General features: G+C 49.2%; 14 protein-coding genes and 4 pseudogenes. 6 read left to right on the plus strand and 12 right to left on the minus strand.

The annotated features are described in order from the left end of the window. Positions 1 to 54: 54 nt before the first annotated feature. Positions 55 to 276 (plus strand): transposase, encoded by a 222-nt coding sequence (locus tag HRU78_10520; protein ID QOJ24024.1) that lies wholly within the window; start codon positions 55 to 57, stop codon positions 274 to 276. Between the two features lie 197 nt (positions 277 to 473). Here HRU78_10520 and HRU78_10525 read toward each other — a convergent pair. The 4 genes and pseudogenes from HRU78_10525 to HRU78_10540 all read right to left on the minus strand — a co-directional run bounded on the left by HRU78_10525 (position 474) and on the right by HRU78_10540 (position 2,825). Then, positions 474 to 767: pseudogene (locus HRU78_10525) on the minus strand (transposase). A gap of 2 nt (positions 768 to 769) precedes the next feature. After that, a pseudogene (locus HRU78_10530) lies at positions 770 to 1,445 on the minus strand (transposase). A 127-nt stretch (positions 1,446 to 1,572) separates the two neighbouring features. Next, positions 1,573 to 1,965, minus strand: coding sequence for a transposase (locus tag HRU78_10535; GenBank protein ID QOJ24025.1), 393 nt, complete (start codon positions 1,963 to 1,965; stop codon positions 1,573 to 1,575). After that, positions 1,851 to 2,825, minus strand: coding sequence for a transposase (locus HRU78_10540; protein QOJ24026.1), 975 nt, complete (start codon positions 2,823 to 2,825; stop codon positions 1,851 to 1,853). The genes HRU78_10535 and HRU78_10540 overlap by 115 nt, the downstream gene beginning before the upstream one ends. Before the next feature lie 369 nt (positions 2,826 to 3,194). Between HRU78_10540 and HRU78_10545 the strand changes: the two are divergent. Further along, positions 3,195 to 3,480, plus strand: a pseudogene (locus HRU78_10545) (transposase). A gap of 122 nt (positions 3,481 to 3,602) precedes the next feature. Continuing rightward, positions 3,603 to 4,978 (plus strand): annotated as a pseudogene (locus HRU78_10550) (IS5 family transposase). Between the two features lie 149 nt (positions 4,979 to 5,127). Here HRU78_10550 and HRU78_10555 read toward each other — a convergent pair. Beyond that, positions 5,128 to 5,514, minus strand: a complete 387-nt coding sequence (locus tag HRU78_10555; protein ID QOJ24027.1) for a hypothetical protein — start codon at positions 5,512 to 5,514, stop codon at positions 5,128 to 5,130. A 25-nt stretch (positions 5,515 to 5,539) separates the two neighbouring features. Here HRU78_10555 and HRU78_10560 point away from each other — a divergent pair, with 25 nt between their 5' ends. Next, positions 5,540 to 5,725, plus strand: a complete 186-nt coding sequence (locus HRU78_10560) for a hypothetical protein (protein ID QOJ24028.1) — start codon at positions 5,540 to 5,542, stop codon at positions 5,723 to 5,725. Between the two features lie 53 nt (positions 5,726 to 5,778). On the opposite strand, the gene HRU78_10565 is transcribed toward HRU78_10560, so the two are convergent. The 4 genes from HRU78_10565 to gluQRS form a co-directional block, all read right to left on the minus strand. Next, entirely contained in the window at positions 5,779 to 6,231 is a 453-nt protein-coding gene (locus HRU78_10565; protein QOJ24029.1) for a PAS domain-containing protein, read from the minus strand. 49 nt (positions 6,232 to 6,280) lie between these two features. Beyond that, positions 6,281 to 6,760 (minus strand): polyketide cyclase, encoded by a 480-nt coding sequence (locus HRU78_10570; GenBank protein ID QOJ24030.1) that lies wholly within the window; start codon positions 6,758 to 6,760, stop codon positions 6,281 to 6,283. Positions 6,761 to 6,785: 25 nt separating this feature from the next. Beyond that, a complete protein-coding gene (locus HRU78_10575) occupies positions 6,786 to 7,949 on the minus strand; it encodes an FAD-dependent oxidoreductase (GenBank protein QOJ24031.1) in 1,164 nt (387 codons plus the stop codon). A gap of 115 nt (positions 7,950 to 8,064) precedes the next feature. Continuing rightward, positions 8,065 to 8,976 carry a tRNA glutamyl-Q(34) synthetase GluQRS gene (gluQRS, locus tag HRU78_10580; GenBank protein QOJ24032.1) on the minus strand — a complete coding sequence of 304 codons (912 nt, stop codon included), beginning with the start codon at positions 8,974 to 8,976 and terminating at the stop codon, positions 8,065 to 8,067. A gap of 179 nt (positions 8,977 to 9,155) precedes the next feature. Here gluQRS and mpl point away from each other — a divergent pair, with 179 nt between their 5' ends. Next, complete coding sequence (gene mpl, locus HRU78_10585; protein QOJ24033.1) at positions 9,156 to 10,502, plus strand: UDP-N-acetylmuramate:L-alanyl-gamma-D-glutamyl-meso-diaminopimelate ligase; 1,347 nt, start codon at positions 9,156 to 9,158, stop codon at positions 10,500 to 10,502. 177 nt (positions 10,503 to 10,679) lie between these two features. On the opposite strand, the gene HRU78_10590 is transcribed toward mpl, so the two are convergent. The 3 genes from HRU78_10590 to HRU78_10600 all read right to left on the minus strand — a co-directional run bounded on the left by HRU78_10590 (position 10,680) and on the right by HRU78_10600 (position 14,694). After that, positions 10,680 to 11,207: an adenine phosphoribosyltransferase gene (locus HRU78_10590; GenBank protein QOJ24034.1), complete on the minus strand. Its 528-nt coding sequence runs from the start codon at positions 11,205 to 11,207 to the stop codon at positions 10,680 to 10,682. Positions 11,208 to 11,332: 125 nt separating this feature from the next. Further along, a complete protein-coding gene (gene nirK / locus HRU78_10595) occupies positions 11,333 to 12,433 on the minus strand; it encodes a nitrite reductase, copper-containing (GenBank protein QOJ25019.1) in 1,101 nt (366 codons plus the stop codon). Between the two features lie 278 nt (positions 12,434 to 12,711). Beyond that, complete coding sequence (locus HRU78_10600) at positions 12,712 to 14,694, minus strand: cation:proton antiporter (GenBank protein QOJ24035.1); 1,983 nt, start codon at positions 14,692 to 14,694, stop codon at positions 12,712 to 12,714. Between the two features lie 115 nt (positions 14,695 to 14,809). On the opposite strand from HRU78_10600, the gene gshA reads away from it, so the two are divergent. After that, the gene (gene gshA / locus HRU78_10605; GenBank protein ID QOJ24036.1) at positions 14,810 to 16,105 is read left to right on the plus strand and encodes a glutamate--cysteine ligase; all 1,296 of its coding nucleotides are present in this window, start codon (positions 14,810 to 14,812) and stop codon (positions 16,103 to 16,105) included. Position 16,106: the final 1 nt, after the last annotated feature.

The following is a 16,106-nucleotide window of genomic DNA, read 5'->3' on the forward strand; positions in this document are numbered from 1 at the left end:
GCCTCGGAAATTTGATCCAACTTAAAGTAGAGTTTTCTTAACCAAAGGAGCTCTATGATGAAGAAATCGAAGTACAGTGAACAGCAAATCACTGCCTTGCTCAGGGAAGTTGAGCTAGGTGCCAAAGTCAACGAGACCTGTCGCAAGTACGGCATCAGTGATGCGACATACTACAAATGGAAATCCGCTTACGGGTGGTATTATGGATGCATCGCAACTCAGGCATCTGAAGGAACTTCAAGCCGAGAACGCCAAGCTCAAGAAGATGTGTGCTGAGCTGGCACTCATGCACAATGCGCTGCAGGATGTTGTCACAAAAAAGCTATAGCCCCGGCGAAAAAGGTTGAGATAGTTCAGTTTATGACTGCGGAACATGAGTTATCCTCCCGTCAGGCCTGCCGGGCGATCCGGATGGCGAGATCGTTACTCTATTACCGGGCCAGCAGTAAGAATGACGAAGGCGTGATCGAAGCCATGCCTTCAACATTCCCCTTGTCATTGCCACGGCCAGGCCGCCCAAACTTATCTTCAAACAAGTAATGATTTTGCAGTTCACTGAACGCCTTGGTACGCTGACGCTCTTCATCACCCAGTATCTTGGCCACTGCAATTTTGGTGTTGTCGTATAGGATCGATTGTGGCACCCCACCCAAAAATGCAAAAGCAGCAACATGCCCATCCAGAAAGGATTCAGTATCTTCGGTCGGATAGGCTTTGACAAAGCAGCCATCCGAATGCGGCATACCAAGGCAGAAATAATGGAATCGACAATTAAAGTTTGCATTGGCGTGCGCCCACAGCACATCTTGCCCTGGTGAGTACGCGTGCTGTTGTAATACACCATCCAGTCATCCAGATCGTACTGTAACTCTTCAATAGAGTGGTAAATCTTGCGCCGGAAAGCTACCTGGTAGAACTCCTGCAAGATGGTTTTGTGGAAACGCTCGCAAATACCGTTGGTCTGCGGATGGTTGGCTTTCGTTTTAGAATGCTCAATGTCATTGAGTGCCAGATAGAGCTGGTAATCGTGATTCTCCAGCTTGCCGCAATATTCGGTACCGCGGTCGGTCAGGATACGGATGACGCCCATACTTTGCTCGGTGAAGAACGGCAGTACCCGGTCATTGAGCAAATCAGCCGATGTGATAGGTGTTTTGGTGGTATATAGCTTGGCGGCTGCCCATTTGGAATAAGTGTCGACGAAGGTCTGCTGGTAAATCCGTCCCACGCCCTTGAGGGTGCCGACGTAAAAGGTATCCTGACTACCGAGATAGCCGGGATGAGCGGTCTCGATCACGCCATGGGCAACATCATCGTCCTGTTTCTTCTCCAGTATCACGAGAAAAACCCATCACCTTGCAGGCGCGGGATACATTGCCAAGCTCGGCTGCCAGATTAAGCAGACCGATCTTGTGTTTGATGATTTTCTGGTGAAAACTACTCATGGGATTACTCCTTTGCGCTTTCGCGCTTGGTTGATAAAGTTTCGCACCTCTATCAAACCGAGTAATCCCACCCTTTGGCAAGACCTTATTGTCAGATCAAGTTTGCGGCCTGTTGAAAAAGCCAGTTTTATGCCGAGACTGCTTCATGTGGAAAAAATTTTGGTATGCGTCTAAAGTAATTTAGATAATTTTGTACTTTCAATATTTCTTCTCGGAGAGACAGATATTTTTTCAAAAGCCAATAAATACTTGGCGATTGCTTGACGATTCGCTTAATGTTTTGGGCCATTGCGGTCATCAGAGCCTGAATCGATACTTTCTGTAATCCCCGGTAACGGGCACGTCTTAGTCCGTGAAACTGCTTGGCTTCAGCGAATAATCCTTCGATCGTCCATTTGCGCAATATCATCTTGCTGATAAAAGCTCTGGTTTCTTGCCGTACACGAACCTTGTCAATTTCATGCTGATGTGGACTTCGATAGACAAACCGAGCCCTGTTTTGGCCGACTCGGGTAAGCAATCTGCTCGCCTGGGGCACTGGCGACAGTGCCCGCCAGTGATTCGGTATCGTTTGATCATCCCGTTATCCAATTTCTCATAAGGGTAGAGAAAATACCCCTCTGGACATTGGTATCGATCAGTCTCACTGTGATACCTGAACTCAGTGGGCGTAAGTTTGCCTTTGCCAAGACGGGCATCGTGCAGCGGTATATAAGTGCGTATCTTGCGTTGCCTAAACGCACTATAAGTTGGCCCCCGACCATATCCACGATCAGCAATCACTTCTTGAACATCAAAACCCATCTCATTACATAAATAGTCGATTCTGTCAGGGAGTATGGGGCCCTCATGAGTAGAGCCCGTCGTGGTATAACAATCAGTAATAATCCGTGTCTTTACATCAGCACTATAGTGAACCTTGTACTTAAGACCACCATCAGTACCTTTACGATAGACCATAGTGGCATCTGGGTCTGAGGCACTGACATGAGTCTGATTAGCCACTCGGCGTTTGCGTTTTCCATGCTGAAAATCATGATACCGCTTCTCATACTGCTTTAAAACTCTGGCATTAGGATCAGCATTCTCGCGCTTTACCAGGGAATCCATGGAGGCATTAGCCTTCACGAGCGTCGCATCAACAACAATCTGCTTGCCGGTGAATCGACCCTGCTTTTGCCATTGCAGCAACATCAGTTTAAATATTTGCTGGTATCTGGATTCTCCCATTCTGTCTCGTATACGGGTTAATGAGGAGTGGTGAGGTACAGACTGGTATAGGGGAATCCGGCAAAACCAACGATATGCCAGATTCAGGTGAACATCACGGCAAAGCTGACGGTCAGACTCAATCCCAAACAAGTAACTGATCAGCTGCATCCGAAAAACAATACGGGATCAATGGAGGTTCGTCCATTGTCTACGCAGTAGAGTTCTTCGGTCAGGCCATACAAAACTCCAAATCCAGTAGCTTATCGACCTTCCTTAATAAATGATCTTTGGGAATAAAGCTCTCAGATCTATCGTCGAGAATAATTCCCGTTGATGCGTTTGTTTGCCTTGCATTGATCTTTACCGGTGGTCGATAGTGAAGTCTATTTTATTATCAACTCAACGTAGTATCAGAGGTTCTTCAACAGGCCGCAAACTTGATCTGACAATAAGGTCTTGCCAAAGGGTGGGATTACTCGGTTTGATAGAGGTGCGAAACTTTATCAACCAAGCGCGAAAGCGCAAAGGAGTAATCCCATGAGTAGTTTTCACCAGAAAATCATCAAACACAAGATCGGTCTGCTTAATCTGGCAGCCGAGCTTGGCAATGTATCCCGCGCCTGCAAGGTGATGGGTTTTTCTCGTGATACTGGAGAAGAAACAGGACGATGATGTTGCCCATGGCGTGATCGAGACCGCTCATCCCGGCTATCTCGGTAGTCAGGATACCTTTTACGTCGGCACCCTCAAGGGCGTGGGACGGATTTACCAGCAGACCTTCGTCGACACTTATTCCAAATGGGCAGCCGCCAAGCTATATAGTCATCCCTGCAAAACACTTAGAGCCTGCATGAACTGCAGGAATCATCAAATTTTAGACGGCATTGATCCCTGAGAATTTATACTATTCGCATCAAAACACTGAGAGAATCAAGAGGAACTGAAATGCCGACCGATGATTTTTTCCGAGCGCGTCTCGATCAGATAATTGATCTGCGTCATCCCCTGGCAGTGCTGTCGAATCGACTGCCGTGGGCTGATATTGAAGCAGCACTTGTCCCTGCTTTTGAGCGTAAAAACCGTCAGGGTGAAGTGTTGGAGATCAACGACTCTTTTTGGCACAACATTGGCGATTGCCAGTGGGGGCGTGAGCACTGCGGGTCGCCCCCGCTTGCCGATCCGGTTGATGGCATCGTTGCTGTATCTGAAGCATGCGTTCAACCTCAGTGACGAAGAGCTGGTGGTTCGCTGGCCGGAGAATGTGGTGTGGCAGTATTTCAGCGGCGAGGAATATTACACATCGAAGTTGCCGTGTGATGCCACCCAGATTGGCCGTTTCCGCACCGCCATTGGTGAAGCTGGTGTTGAGAAGCTGCTGAAGGCAACGATTGACACTGCGGTGCACACCAAGGCGGTCAAACCGGCTGAATTCAAACGAGTGATTGTTGACACGACAATTCAGGAAAAGGCAATTGCGCATCCGGTGGATAGCCGGTTACTGGAAATTGCTCGCGGCAAGATTGTGCAAGCAGCCAGACGGGCTGGCATCACCTTGAAGCAAACCTACGCCAAAGAAGGCAAGGCGCTGCGCCGAAGGGCAGGCGGCTATGCCCACGCCAGGCAATTGCGGCGTCTGCACAAAACCGTTAAACGCCAACGCACGATCCTTGGTATCGTGCTGCGGGAGATCCAGCGCAAACTGGCAACCGTGACGACGGTCTGTGCCGCATCGCTGCAGCAATTGACCACGCTATTGGAACGGGCAGGACGGATTCATAAGCAGCAACCCCAAGGACAACAACAAACTCTATGCATTGCACGCACCGGAAGCCGAATGCATCGGCAAGGGCAAAGCACGCAAACCTTACGAGTTCGGAGTTAAAGCCGGCATTGCTGTTACGCACAAAAGCGGCCTGATAGTCGGTGCCAGAACCTTTCCTGGCAATCCCTACGATGGTCATATTCTCCACCAACAGCTCGAACAAACGCACAGGCTACTCGAAGATACCGGATCAATACCGAAGCAGGTTATTGCCGATCTCGGGTTCCGGGGAGTGGATGCTGACAATCCGGCAGTGGAAATCATCCATCGCGGCAAGTACAAGTCGCTGACGAAACCGCAGCGGCGCTGGCTCAAGCGCCGGCAGGCCGTGGAACCTGCAATCGGGCATCTGAAGTCGGATCACCGAATGAATCGCTGCTGGTTACCAGGTCAGTTGGGTGATGCACTGCACGCTGTGTTATGTGCGGCTGGCTACAATCTGCGCTGGCTGATGAGAGCTATACACCGTTTGGGCATCAAGAATTCTTTATTGCGACTTGCGCTGCTGCAACTGATCAACACCTTTTACACAAAACGTTCGTTTGTCGGCATGACTGTGTGAATTTTGCAGGGGCGACTATTTACGGCGAGCCCATCAAAAACATTCCCGGCTCGCGCCTGCGGAACACCTGCCGCACACTTTGAAATCTATTCGGCTGTATATTGACGCATTTCTTCCAATGCATCGGTAACGTGCTCGCTCGCAATATCAGCGTGCCCTACTCTGGCGTGATTGATGGCTTCGACCAAGTGCCGGATGGATTCGGTTATGTGCACTCTTCCCTTGGTGTCTTCATTCTCGATCGCATCCGCCTCGGCTTTTTTGACATACTCCAGGCTTTTCTCGGCATGCTTGTGAATATGTTCCGCATGTGCTTTATGGGTTTTGGCCATTTCCGCATGTTTTATTGCTTCCGCCATGAAGGTAATCGCCTTCCCGGTCTCGGCATTTCCCGATGCCCCCGATGCGCTAATTTCGCCGATCAGGAAAAACGTCAATATCGCGGCAATCAAAATAGGTGTTATATTTTTCATGGTATGAATACCTCGCTCTTTATTGATGAAAATCGCACTACAAAATAAATCCGCATCCGATACCGTGCGCTGGAGTATCGTGCAAGCCAACGACCGTGCCCTATATCAGCATCCGTTCTTCGAAGCGATCATTCTGCATCTTTTTACCCTAGTACAACCGGATATTCCCGTACTCTGGGTAGATCGCAGTTACAATCGCCCGTCAACTTGACCGGCATGCCGCATCATCAATCTGCTGCGGCTAATATATCCAACAATAACCCCTCAGCTCTTAAGTGCGGCCAGCTGCTCTTTCAATGCTTTAATCTCCTCCTCCGCCCGGATCTGCGGTGTAATGTCAAATTGCACTCCCAGGAAATACAGCACATTTCCATGCGAATCGAAGAGCGGCGAAACGAGTAAGTGGTTATAAAACAATTCACCGTTTTTACGGAAGTTTCTCAAAACCACCTCAACCGGTTTCTTGCTCTTGATTGCATCATGTAATTGCTTAACACCGGCTTGGTCATGTTCATTTCCTTGTAAAAAACGGCAATTCTTACCCACCGTTTCCGCCAATGTATACCCGGTTATTTCCTCAAACGCCTTATTGACATAAACCAAAGGCATATCCTCTTGATCGGGATCAGCCAGCGTTACACCATTCACGCATGAATCAAGAATCTTGGACAATACTTGTGGAATTAATCCGGGGTCTTTCTCAACGATAAAATCCATGATCATCTCTCCAGGTTAATCAATGATTGGTTATGCTTAAAATGGTCGGTTATTTGGAATCAACCCGATCCGCTTCAATCAGTTTCTTGATATTTCTCACCGCTCTCTCGGTACCATCTTGCACCGCGATGCACACGAGCTTCTCGAACGGCCGTACATGCAAGTCCAGGCTCAACAGTTCAAAAACAAACGTCAGTCGGCTATCGGAAACATTGATTGCTTCAATCACATAGTCACAGCGGTACGGATTGGAAACCCCTTCAAAACAAATGCGCGAACCCACCTCAAAAATTTTTACCTTAAACGTCGATTCCGAGCGATTTCCCTGATCGATACGGACCTGGCGGCAGACCGTTCCGAGTTTTACCGAGCCGTCGGTGAGTTTCTCCAATTCCTTGACTTCAGGCGACCAGCGCGGGTAGTTGATCAGCAAATCGGTGCCGATAAAGTTGAAAATCTTGTCACTGGGGCTTTGAATGATCGCACTGGCCTTGCCAATTACAGGGTTATCTTTGAACAAACCAAGCATTTAATGCCTCCTGCGCAGTTATTTGCTAAACCAAGTAGGTGTCGATTCCTGCCAAAAATAAGTCATATTGCGTTTCAACGACTTCTTTAATCGTCAAAGCCGATAGACCGGTAATCAAATTGCTTTCGGCAACCAGCCAGCCTACTGCATCCGATGCGCCAAGACTCACCATATAACCCAATTCATGATGCAGATAAGGCTCGAGCAATCCGGGAAATCCTGCGTGGCGCAAAACATTGCGCGCCACCAACTTACCTTTCCGGACAGCGGATTGCGCGGTTAATGTATTCGATCCCAGCGATTGATAATAGGAACAATCACCGGCCACAAAAATATTGGACAACGGTTTCTGGTCGACCAATACTTGTCCGAAGGCATTGGCGGTAAACATATTCTGCTGTTTCTTACCTAAAAACAGCAGCGACAAATCCGAAGGCAATTCGAATTGCTTTCCGGTGATTTTCTCCGCCAGCACGATTTTATCAGCCCGTTGCTCACGGTAATAAGTATCCGGATAAAACGCAATATTCATGTCGCGCATGCGGGATTCGACGTACTGTGCAAAGCCTGCGGGAAATTGCTCCAGCACATGTTCTCCCGCATGGATCAGGCGTAAATCCGCTTTACGCTTGATACGATCGAGAAATTGCCTGATTTCGAACAAGAACTGTATCCCCGTCGCGCCTCCACCAACGACAGAGATCACCGGTTGCGGTGCATCACTCCGATGAAGAAATGCAGTTAACAGCTCCGCGCCGCCGGTCACGATAAAATCATGCAGACGCAGCACATTTCCGCCATCGCCGTGACTGGCCTCCTGGCTCTCACAACCGGTTGCGATGATCAGATAATCAAAATCGAGCGCTTCACCATTGATAACCAAGCGCCGTTCCGCCTGGCAGGCTTGCAGCATATCCGGATCGAAGCGTAGTGATGCCATCATGTGGCGGCATCCGTAGCGGCTTGCTATATCCGTAAAAGGAACCAGCAAATCGGTCAGAGGATAACGGAATGTTTCGTGCAGATGCGTGATTTTCAAGTGCTGCGTTTTCGGATCCACCAGCGTGACATCCGTATCCGGAGCGAACTGCAGCAGATTGGTTAACGCGGCAAGCCCGGCGTATCCACCACCGACAATGACCACTCGCAATCTTTTTTGTCTTGCAATATTAAATGGCAAAAAAGCCACACTAACCCCTTACTTCATATAGATGAGGAACTTAAGCCGTCCATGATCGCAAATTCACACCGGCATTTCACCAACCGGTCTATGTACGCGCTACAGCCTAGCATAATTACCACTTTCATGGTTTTATATCACAGCCATTGGGAATCCGGCTCACACGCCAATTTTCTATTGTCCAGCGCCAAAAAGAAGAAATATCGCCTTGCAAAATTTCTTCCGGTGATTCCTGTCCCAAGAAACGTAATGCAGCAACCAATTCACATAGTGCATTCGCCATATCGATGGGTGCCGCCTTTGTTTGCTTGCTGAGTTTCTCACCGGCGGCGTTGGTTACCACGGGCAAATGCAGGTAATGCGGTGTTGCGTAACCCAGCAACTGTTGCAGAAATATTTGCCGCGGTGTGGAATCGAGCAGATCGGCGCCGCGCACGACATGCGTGATATTTTGCGCAGCGTCGTCAACCACGACTGCCAATTGATAGGCGTAAATCCCATCGGCACGGCGCAACACAAAATCACCGACATCGTGGTGCAGTCTTTGCGTATAAAATCCCTGCAGCCTATCCTGAAACGCTATTAAGTCATCATGGGTCTGAACGCGAAGCACATGAGCATGCTCTGTCGAGGCAGGTTTATTCAGACAAGTTCCGGGGTAAATAAAACCATATAAACTGGTGATACTGGAATCCACAATTTCTTTTCGTGAGCAGGAACAAGGATAAAGCACACCTTGCTTACCCAGCACCTCCAAAGCTTCCCGGTATGCCTCAAAACGCTGGCTTTGGTAAATGACTTCCTCGTCCCATTCCATACCCAATTTCTCAAGGGTATCGAGAATTTGACCCGCTACGCCGGGCACCGTGCGCTGCAAATCGACATCCTCAATTCTAACTAGCCATTTGCCGCGATGAAATTTCGCATCGGCGTAGCTGCCTACCGCTGCGACCAGCGAACCAAAATGCAACGGTCCGGTGGGAGACGGCGCAAACCGTCCGCGATAATCCGAACCGATGAGTTGAGCGTTCTGCACTGGCAAATTAGTTAATTAATCTAAAAAATCACCAACCGGAAATAACACCCTTCATTGTTTTCGATAGGAATTGACCGCAAACAAGCTCCGGTATTGACGGCCTTATCCTTTATAATGCTCGTCATCCCTCAATCATAATCGTTTTCCTGCTACATTGAATCACGAATTTTAAGTCAAACATGCATATTCATATACTGGGAATTTGCGGTACCTTCATGGGCGGAATAGCCGCCATTGCGCGCGAGTCCGGTCACACCGTGACCGGTTGCGACCAGGATGTCTATCCACCGATGAGCACACAACTTGAGTCGCAAGGCATTCAATTGATACCGGGTTATTCGCCGGAGCAGATTCAATTGCAGCCGGACATATTCGTCATCGGTAACGTCGTAACGCGCGGCAATCCGTTGATGGAGGAAATCCTCAATCGCAACTTACCCTATATTTCCGGTCCGCAGTGGTTGTCGGAAAATATTCTGCGGCACCGTTGGGTGCTCGCCGTAGCCGGTACGCATGGAAAAACGACGACCAGTTCGATGTTGACCTGGATACTAGAATATGCTGGATTGAATCCGGGCTTTCTGATCGGCGGAATCCCGGAGAATTTCGGCATCTCGGCACGGATTGGAGATTCTTCGCCTTTCTTTGTCATCGAAGCGGATGAATACGACACGGCTTTTTTTGACAAACGTTCCAAATTCGTTCATTACCATCCCAGAACGGCCATACTGAACAACCTCGAATTCGATCACGCCGACATTTTTGCCGATCTTGCCGTTATCGAGCGGCAATTTCATCATTTCGTGCGGATTGTTCCCAACAACGGCCTGATCGTGGCAAACGGCAAAGATCAGAATTTAACACGAGTTCTGCAGCAAGGCTGTTGGACACCCGTCGAAGCATTCGGCACAGAAAACGGCTGGCACACAAAATTACAAGATAGTCAGACGATTGATATCTATTGTCACGACATGCACCAAGGACGGTTGCAATGGGATTTACTGGGCGAACATAACCGCATGAACGCGTTGGCGGCGCTGATCGCGGCGCGGCATGCCGGAGTGCCGACCCCAGTTGGAATCGACGCACTGGCGCAGTTCAAGAATGTTAAGCGGCGCATGGAGAAACGGGGTACTGTCAATGGCATCACCGTCTACGACGACTTCGCCCACCACCCGACCGCCATTCAAACCACAATCAATGGGTTGCGAGCCCATGCCGGCAAAGAAAGAATCGTCGCTATTCTGGAGCCACGTTCGAACACGATGAAAATGGGAGTGTGGAAAGATTTTCTGGCAAACAGCGTGCAAGAGGCTGATCATGTGTTCTGCTTCACCCGCGATGCGCAATGGGCAAAAACCGCACTGATGCCACTCGGTAAAAAAGCGGATTGCTTTGATGACATGAACCAACTGGTACAAAATATCTGCAGCACCGCAAAACCCGGTGATCACATCTTAATCATGAGCAATGGCGGATTCGGCGGCATCCATGAAAAAATCTTATCGGCTCTGAAGAAAGAGTAGGATTATCCATTGGGAAGGTTTTATAGCCGACGTATTTAAGGAAGCTCTGAAAAAGGTAGCGAGCGACGGTCAGATAAGGCGAAATCAGGCGAAAAAGCGCAGTTTACAAAGTGTAAATGAGCATTTTGAGTCTGATTTCAACACAGCATGACCGGGCACAGTAGTTTTTCAGAGCTTTTAACCACCTTCAAATTCGCACAGGGCAAATACCTTACAACCCAGATTTTCCAATCGCGCCTTGCCACCCACATCCGGTAAGTCAATGACAAAGCAGCATTCCACAACCTCACCGCCCATATCCCGGATCAGGCCAACGGCTGCTTCTGCAGTCCCACCAGTTGCAATCAGATCGTCGATCAGAAGCACCCGCTCCCCCGGTTGAATCGCATCCACATGAATTTCAATCCGGTCGCTGCCATATTCCAATTGATAGTCTCTGCCGATCGTTTCGGCAGGCAGTTTATTTTGCTTACGAATCGGCACAAAACCTTTCCCCAACTGATAGGCCACAGGAGCACCGATAATGAAACCGCGCGACTCGATTCCAGCCACTTTATCAATTTTGACATTGCTGTAGCGGCTTGAAATTTCCTGTATGGTTGTTCGCAACCCGATAGGATCTTTTAACAGTGTCGTGATATCACGAAACATAATGCCGTGATGCGGGTAATGCGGAACGGTACGAATATGGGATTTAATGGACATGACGAAACGATGACTGAACAATAAATAAAAGATTTGAGCAAAGCAAGCAACGGAAATGACAAAGGCCTCAACCCGGAACAGGTTGAGGCCTTTTTACACTACCTCAAGTTACACTACGTCTATTCTTAGTGATCCATTGCAGCTTTTGCATCAAAGCTTGCAGGTTTTTTGAGTTGGGTCATGAGATCATCATCCCATTTACCTTCAACGTTCATATGAAGTGCAGCACCCAGCAATACCGCTTCAATCAGGTTATGACTGAGGTATACGTATAAACCAGGTTGTTTGAATTCATATGCTGCTGCAACAGCAGCACCGGCTGCAATAAACCAGGTTTCCTGGTTGGTCAGAGGTACGTCGTTGAATGAACCTTCTTGCCAGAACAGATCAGCATGACCACCGATCAAGTGCGGATAAGAAGGACGGTTAGATTGTGAGTGAACAAACAATACTTTCTCGCCTACTTTGGCTTTCAATGCATTGTCACCTGTAATTGCACCAACAGCGCCATTAAACACTACGTGAGTAGGAATAAGTCCCTTTGCAGTTTCCAACATGTCGGCCATACCTTCAGCTGGTGAACCATAGGTTTTGAATTTTCCACTAGCATCTTTTGGCAGATAGAAATCTTGTTCACCGATGTAGAATGCTTTGTCATATTTGTATGGTTTACCTTTGGCATCTTTCAAACCATCTTTAGGTAATACCATAACAGCGCCGTTCATACCGGAAATAACGTGGAACGGAATCATGGTTCCGCCAGGTGCGCAATGGTAAACGAATACGCCCGGTTTAGTTGCTTTCCAGCGCAATACAACTTCTTCACCCGGTTGAATCAGTGTCAAGCCAGCACCGCCTAAAGCACCGGTTGCTGCATGGAAGTCAACATTATGTGCCAGCGTACTGCTTTTTGGGTTTTTTAATGTTAATTCTACGTAGTCGCCTTCACTTACGACGATGAGCGGACCAGGAATACTGCCATTGAAAGTCAACCCCCAAACTTTCGCACCCGGAGCAACTTCAACCAGTTTCTCTTGGGTTTCCATTGTAACTTCAACAACTCTTGGCCCTTTTGAAACTTGATCATGCACCGGCACATTTGGTGGAGCCACCAATTCTTGTTTTACGCGTGGTAATTTAGAGATGTCTGTTGCAGCAACAACTGCTTGTGTTGCGCCTAAACAGAGCAATCCCAATCCTACAACTGCCTGAACAGCTTTAATCATATCTCCCTCCATAAAAGATGAATTTTGCGCTTTTCTTAGCACCATTCTAATACTACTTGTCATGTAATCATCGAGATTACCAACATCTGCCTTTCGCCATCGATTTGAACCAAAAGGACGGAACGGAGAATATACACTTTATAAAGAAAACTGTCTATTCTTAGTGGCTTGTAACGATCAAAGCCTTACTGAATGAATGGGATTGCAATCAACCGGAGCGACATTCAAATTGCTCAATTTCTCGTTTCTTTGGTTAAAATCGGTTTTATCGATAATTCTCAACCCTGTATCAACTTAATTTCAGCCGCTGCGAGATTTTCCTGCGTGCCTCGCAGTACCACCACATCGCCCGTTTCCAGGCGTGTTTCTTCAGTCGGTAACAGTCCGCGGATGTTGCGTCTTCTAACTGCGGTGACTTCGACATCCAGGCTTGTCAGATCGATCTCACCCAACGTTTTATTGATTGCAGCCGCACCGGGAACCATCGTGATGGTCAGCAAGCGCGGCAACAATCGCTCACTGCCGTCTTCCGCTTCATCGGTCACACCGTGATAGAAACCGCGCAATAGACTGTAGCGTTGCTCGCGAATTGCCCTGATACGGCGTAAAATCCGCCCGGTCGATATGTCGACGAACATCATGGCATGCGACGCCAGCATCAAACTGCCTTCCATAATTTCCGCGACAACTTCGGTGGCGCCGGCTTCTTTTAACAAATCAATGTCGGCATTGTCGCGCGCCCGGACCACAACCGCGAGTTCCGGATGCAGTTCCTGAACATGTTTCAGGATTTTTAGTGCGGAAACCGTATCGGCGTAACTGACCACCAGCACTTTGGCGCGCATCAAGCCCGCTGCAATCAACACTTCACGCCGCGCCGCGTCGCCATAGACCACCGCTTCCCCTGCGCTGGTGGCTTCACGGATACGTTGCGGATCGAGATCAAGCGCGATAAACGGTATGGATTCTTGCTCCAGTATGCGCGATATGTTTTGTCCGCTGCGTCCATAGCCGCAAATAATCACATGATTTTGCGCCACCATGGTCTGCGCCGCGATGGAAGTGATTTGCATGGCGCGATACATCCAATCCGAACCGTAAAAACGGTGAATCATCGATTCGCTGTACTCAATCAGAAACGGGGCAATGAACATCGACAACACCATCGCCGCCAGCACTGGCTGCAGAATCGAATTTTCGATCAAACGGAACTCACCGGCCTGTGCCAACAATACGAATCCGAACTCCCCTGCCTGCGCCAGACTCATGCCGGTTTTGATCGAGACGTTGGAATCCGCGCCAAACAAACGCGACAATCCGGCAACAATTATTATTTTCAACACGATGAGGGCTGCCAGAATCACGACGATCCACAGGAAATTCTCCACGACGACTTCCATATCCAGCAGCATACCGATCGTCACAAAAAACAGACCCAGCAAAATATCGCGGAAAGGCTTAATGTCGTCTTCAACCTGATAGCGGTATTCCGTTTCGGAAATCAGCATACCCGCCAGAAAAGCGCCCAATGCCAATGACAGGCCGGCCAATTCGGTTAACCATGCGATTCCCAGCGTGACCAACAGCACGTTGAGCACGAACAATTCCGATGATTTCTGGCGCGCGACCAAATGAAACCAAGGGCGCATCAATTTCTGCCCGAAAAACAGTAAAAATGCCAGAACCGCAATCACCTTCAGCGCAGCAACCGAGAGCATCAGACCAAAATCGCCGGTATCGCTATCAATCTCAACCGCCAACGCCGGCATGATGATCAATAAGGGAATAACCGCCAGATCCTGAAACAGCAGCACACCGATCACTTGCCGGCCATGGGTGGAATTCAGCTCCGCCCGCTCCGTCAGAATTTTGCTCACAATCGCCGTTGAGGACATGGCCAGAGCGCCACCCAATACCAATCCGGCGTGCCAATCCAGTGCAAGCATCCAGGCAACCGCCATCACCAACGCAATGCAAATGATCACTTGCGCCGTGCCGAATTCGAACACAATGCGCTTCATCGTGATCAGCTTTGGCAAGCTGAATTCCAGCCCCACGCTGAACATCAAAAATACCACGCCAAATTCGGCCAAATGCTGGGTTTCATCGATATCCGCTATCCATCCTAACGCGTAGGGTCCGATACTCACGCCCGCCAATAAATAGCCGAGCATCGGCGGCAAGCGCAGCATACGGAACACGACGACAGCCAGAACTGAAACAGCTAACAAAATAAGAATAGGTGGCAGAGGATCAGACATTCGCTTCAGCAAAAATTTTTCTGTATAAAATCGTAAGATACTTCAGGATCGGGCACTTCACAATGTGCTCAAAACATAATGCTATAATGCCCGCGGTTTAATACTTCATACGGAAATGCCAGTACCTCATCTTTCTACCGCCCTGCGCGGGCCTATCCTCGATCTTGAAAGCCGTATCATCAATGCCATGCCAACCATCGAGCATTGGTTGAGAAACAAATGGCGCGAGCACACCGTACCTTTTTACTGTTCGGTCGACTTGCGCAACAGCGGCTTCAAATTGGCACCTGTGGATACCAACTTGTTTCCCGGCGGTTTTAATAACCTGAACCCGGAATTCATTCCGCTGTGCGTCCAGGCGATGATGAGCGCGATTGAAAAAATATGCCCGGACACGCATAGCATCCTGCTGATCCCGGAAAATCACACGCGCAATACGTTCTACTTGCAGAATATCGCCACCTTGCAAAACATCTTACAGCGCGCCGGGCTGAATGTGCGCCTCGGCACGCTGCTGCCCGAAGTGACTACCGCTACCCGGATTGATTTGCCGGACGGGCAATCGATAACGCTCGAGCCCATCATCCGTAAAAACAATAAGCTCGGTGTCAGCAACTTCGATCCCTGTGCGGTGCTGCTGAATAACGATTTATCGAACGGTGCGCCGGAGGTTCTGCAGGACTTACAGCAAACAGTTATCCCGCCGCTGCATGCTGGCTGGGCAACACGGCGCAAATCGGAGCACTTTGCCGCGTACGATCGCGTGGCGCAGGAATTTGCCGACCTGATCGGCATCGATCCCTGGTTGATCAATCCGCGTTTCACCTCGTGCGGGGAAATCAATTTCCTGGAAAAACAAGGCGTAGAATGCGTCGCGGCAGCGATTGACCGTATTCTCTCGGTGATCGGCAAAAAGTATCAACAGTATGGCGTCAAAGAAGACCCGTTTGTCATCGTCAAAGCCGATTCCGGCACCTATGGCATGGGCATCATGACGGTCAAGAGCGGCGAGGATATCTATAATCTCAACCGCAAACAGCGCAATAAAATGGCAGTCGTCAAAGAAGGACTGCAAGTTTCCCATGTGCTGGTGCAGGAAGGCGTCTACACCTTTGAGACGATCAATCAGGCGGTTGCCGAACCGGTGGTGTACATGATCGACCGTTATGTGGTCGGCGGTTTTTACCGCGTGCATACCGGGCGCGGCATCGATGAGAACCTGAATGCCCCGGGCATGCATTTCGTGCCGCTGGCGTTCGAAACCACCTGTCTGGAAGCCAACGCCAAGCAACCGAATATCATCCCGAACCGTTTTTATGCCTATGGCGTCGTCGCCCGTCTGGCGCTGTTAGCCGCCGCGCTGGAACTGGAACAAACCGATCCGCATGCGCAGCTGCCGCTACCGGCTTAAG

The sequence above is a fragment of the Gammaproteobacteria bacterium genome (assembly GCA_015709635.1).
Classification (GTDB): Bacteria; Pseudomonadota; Gammaproteobacteria; order Burkholderiales; family Nitrosomonadaceae; genus Nitrosomonas.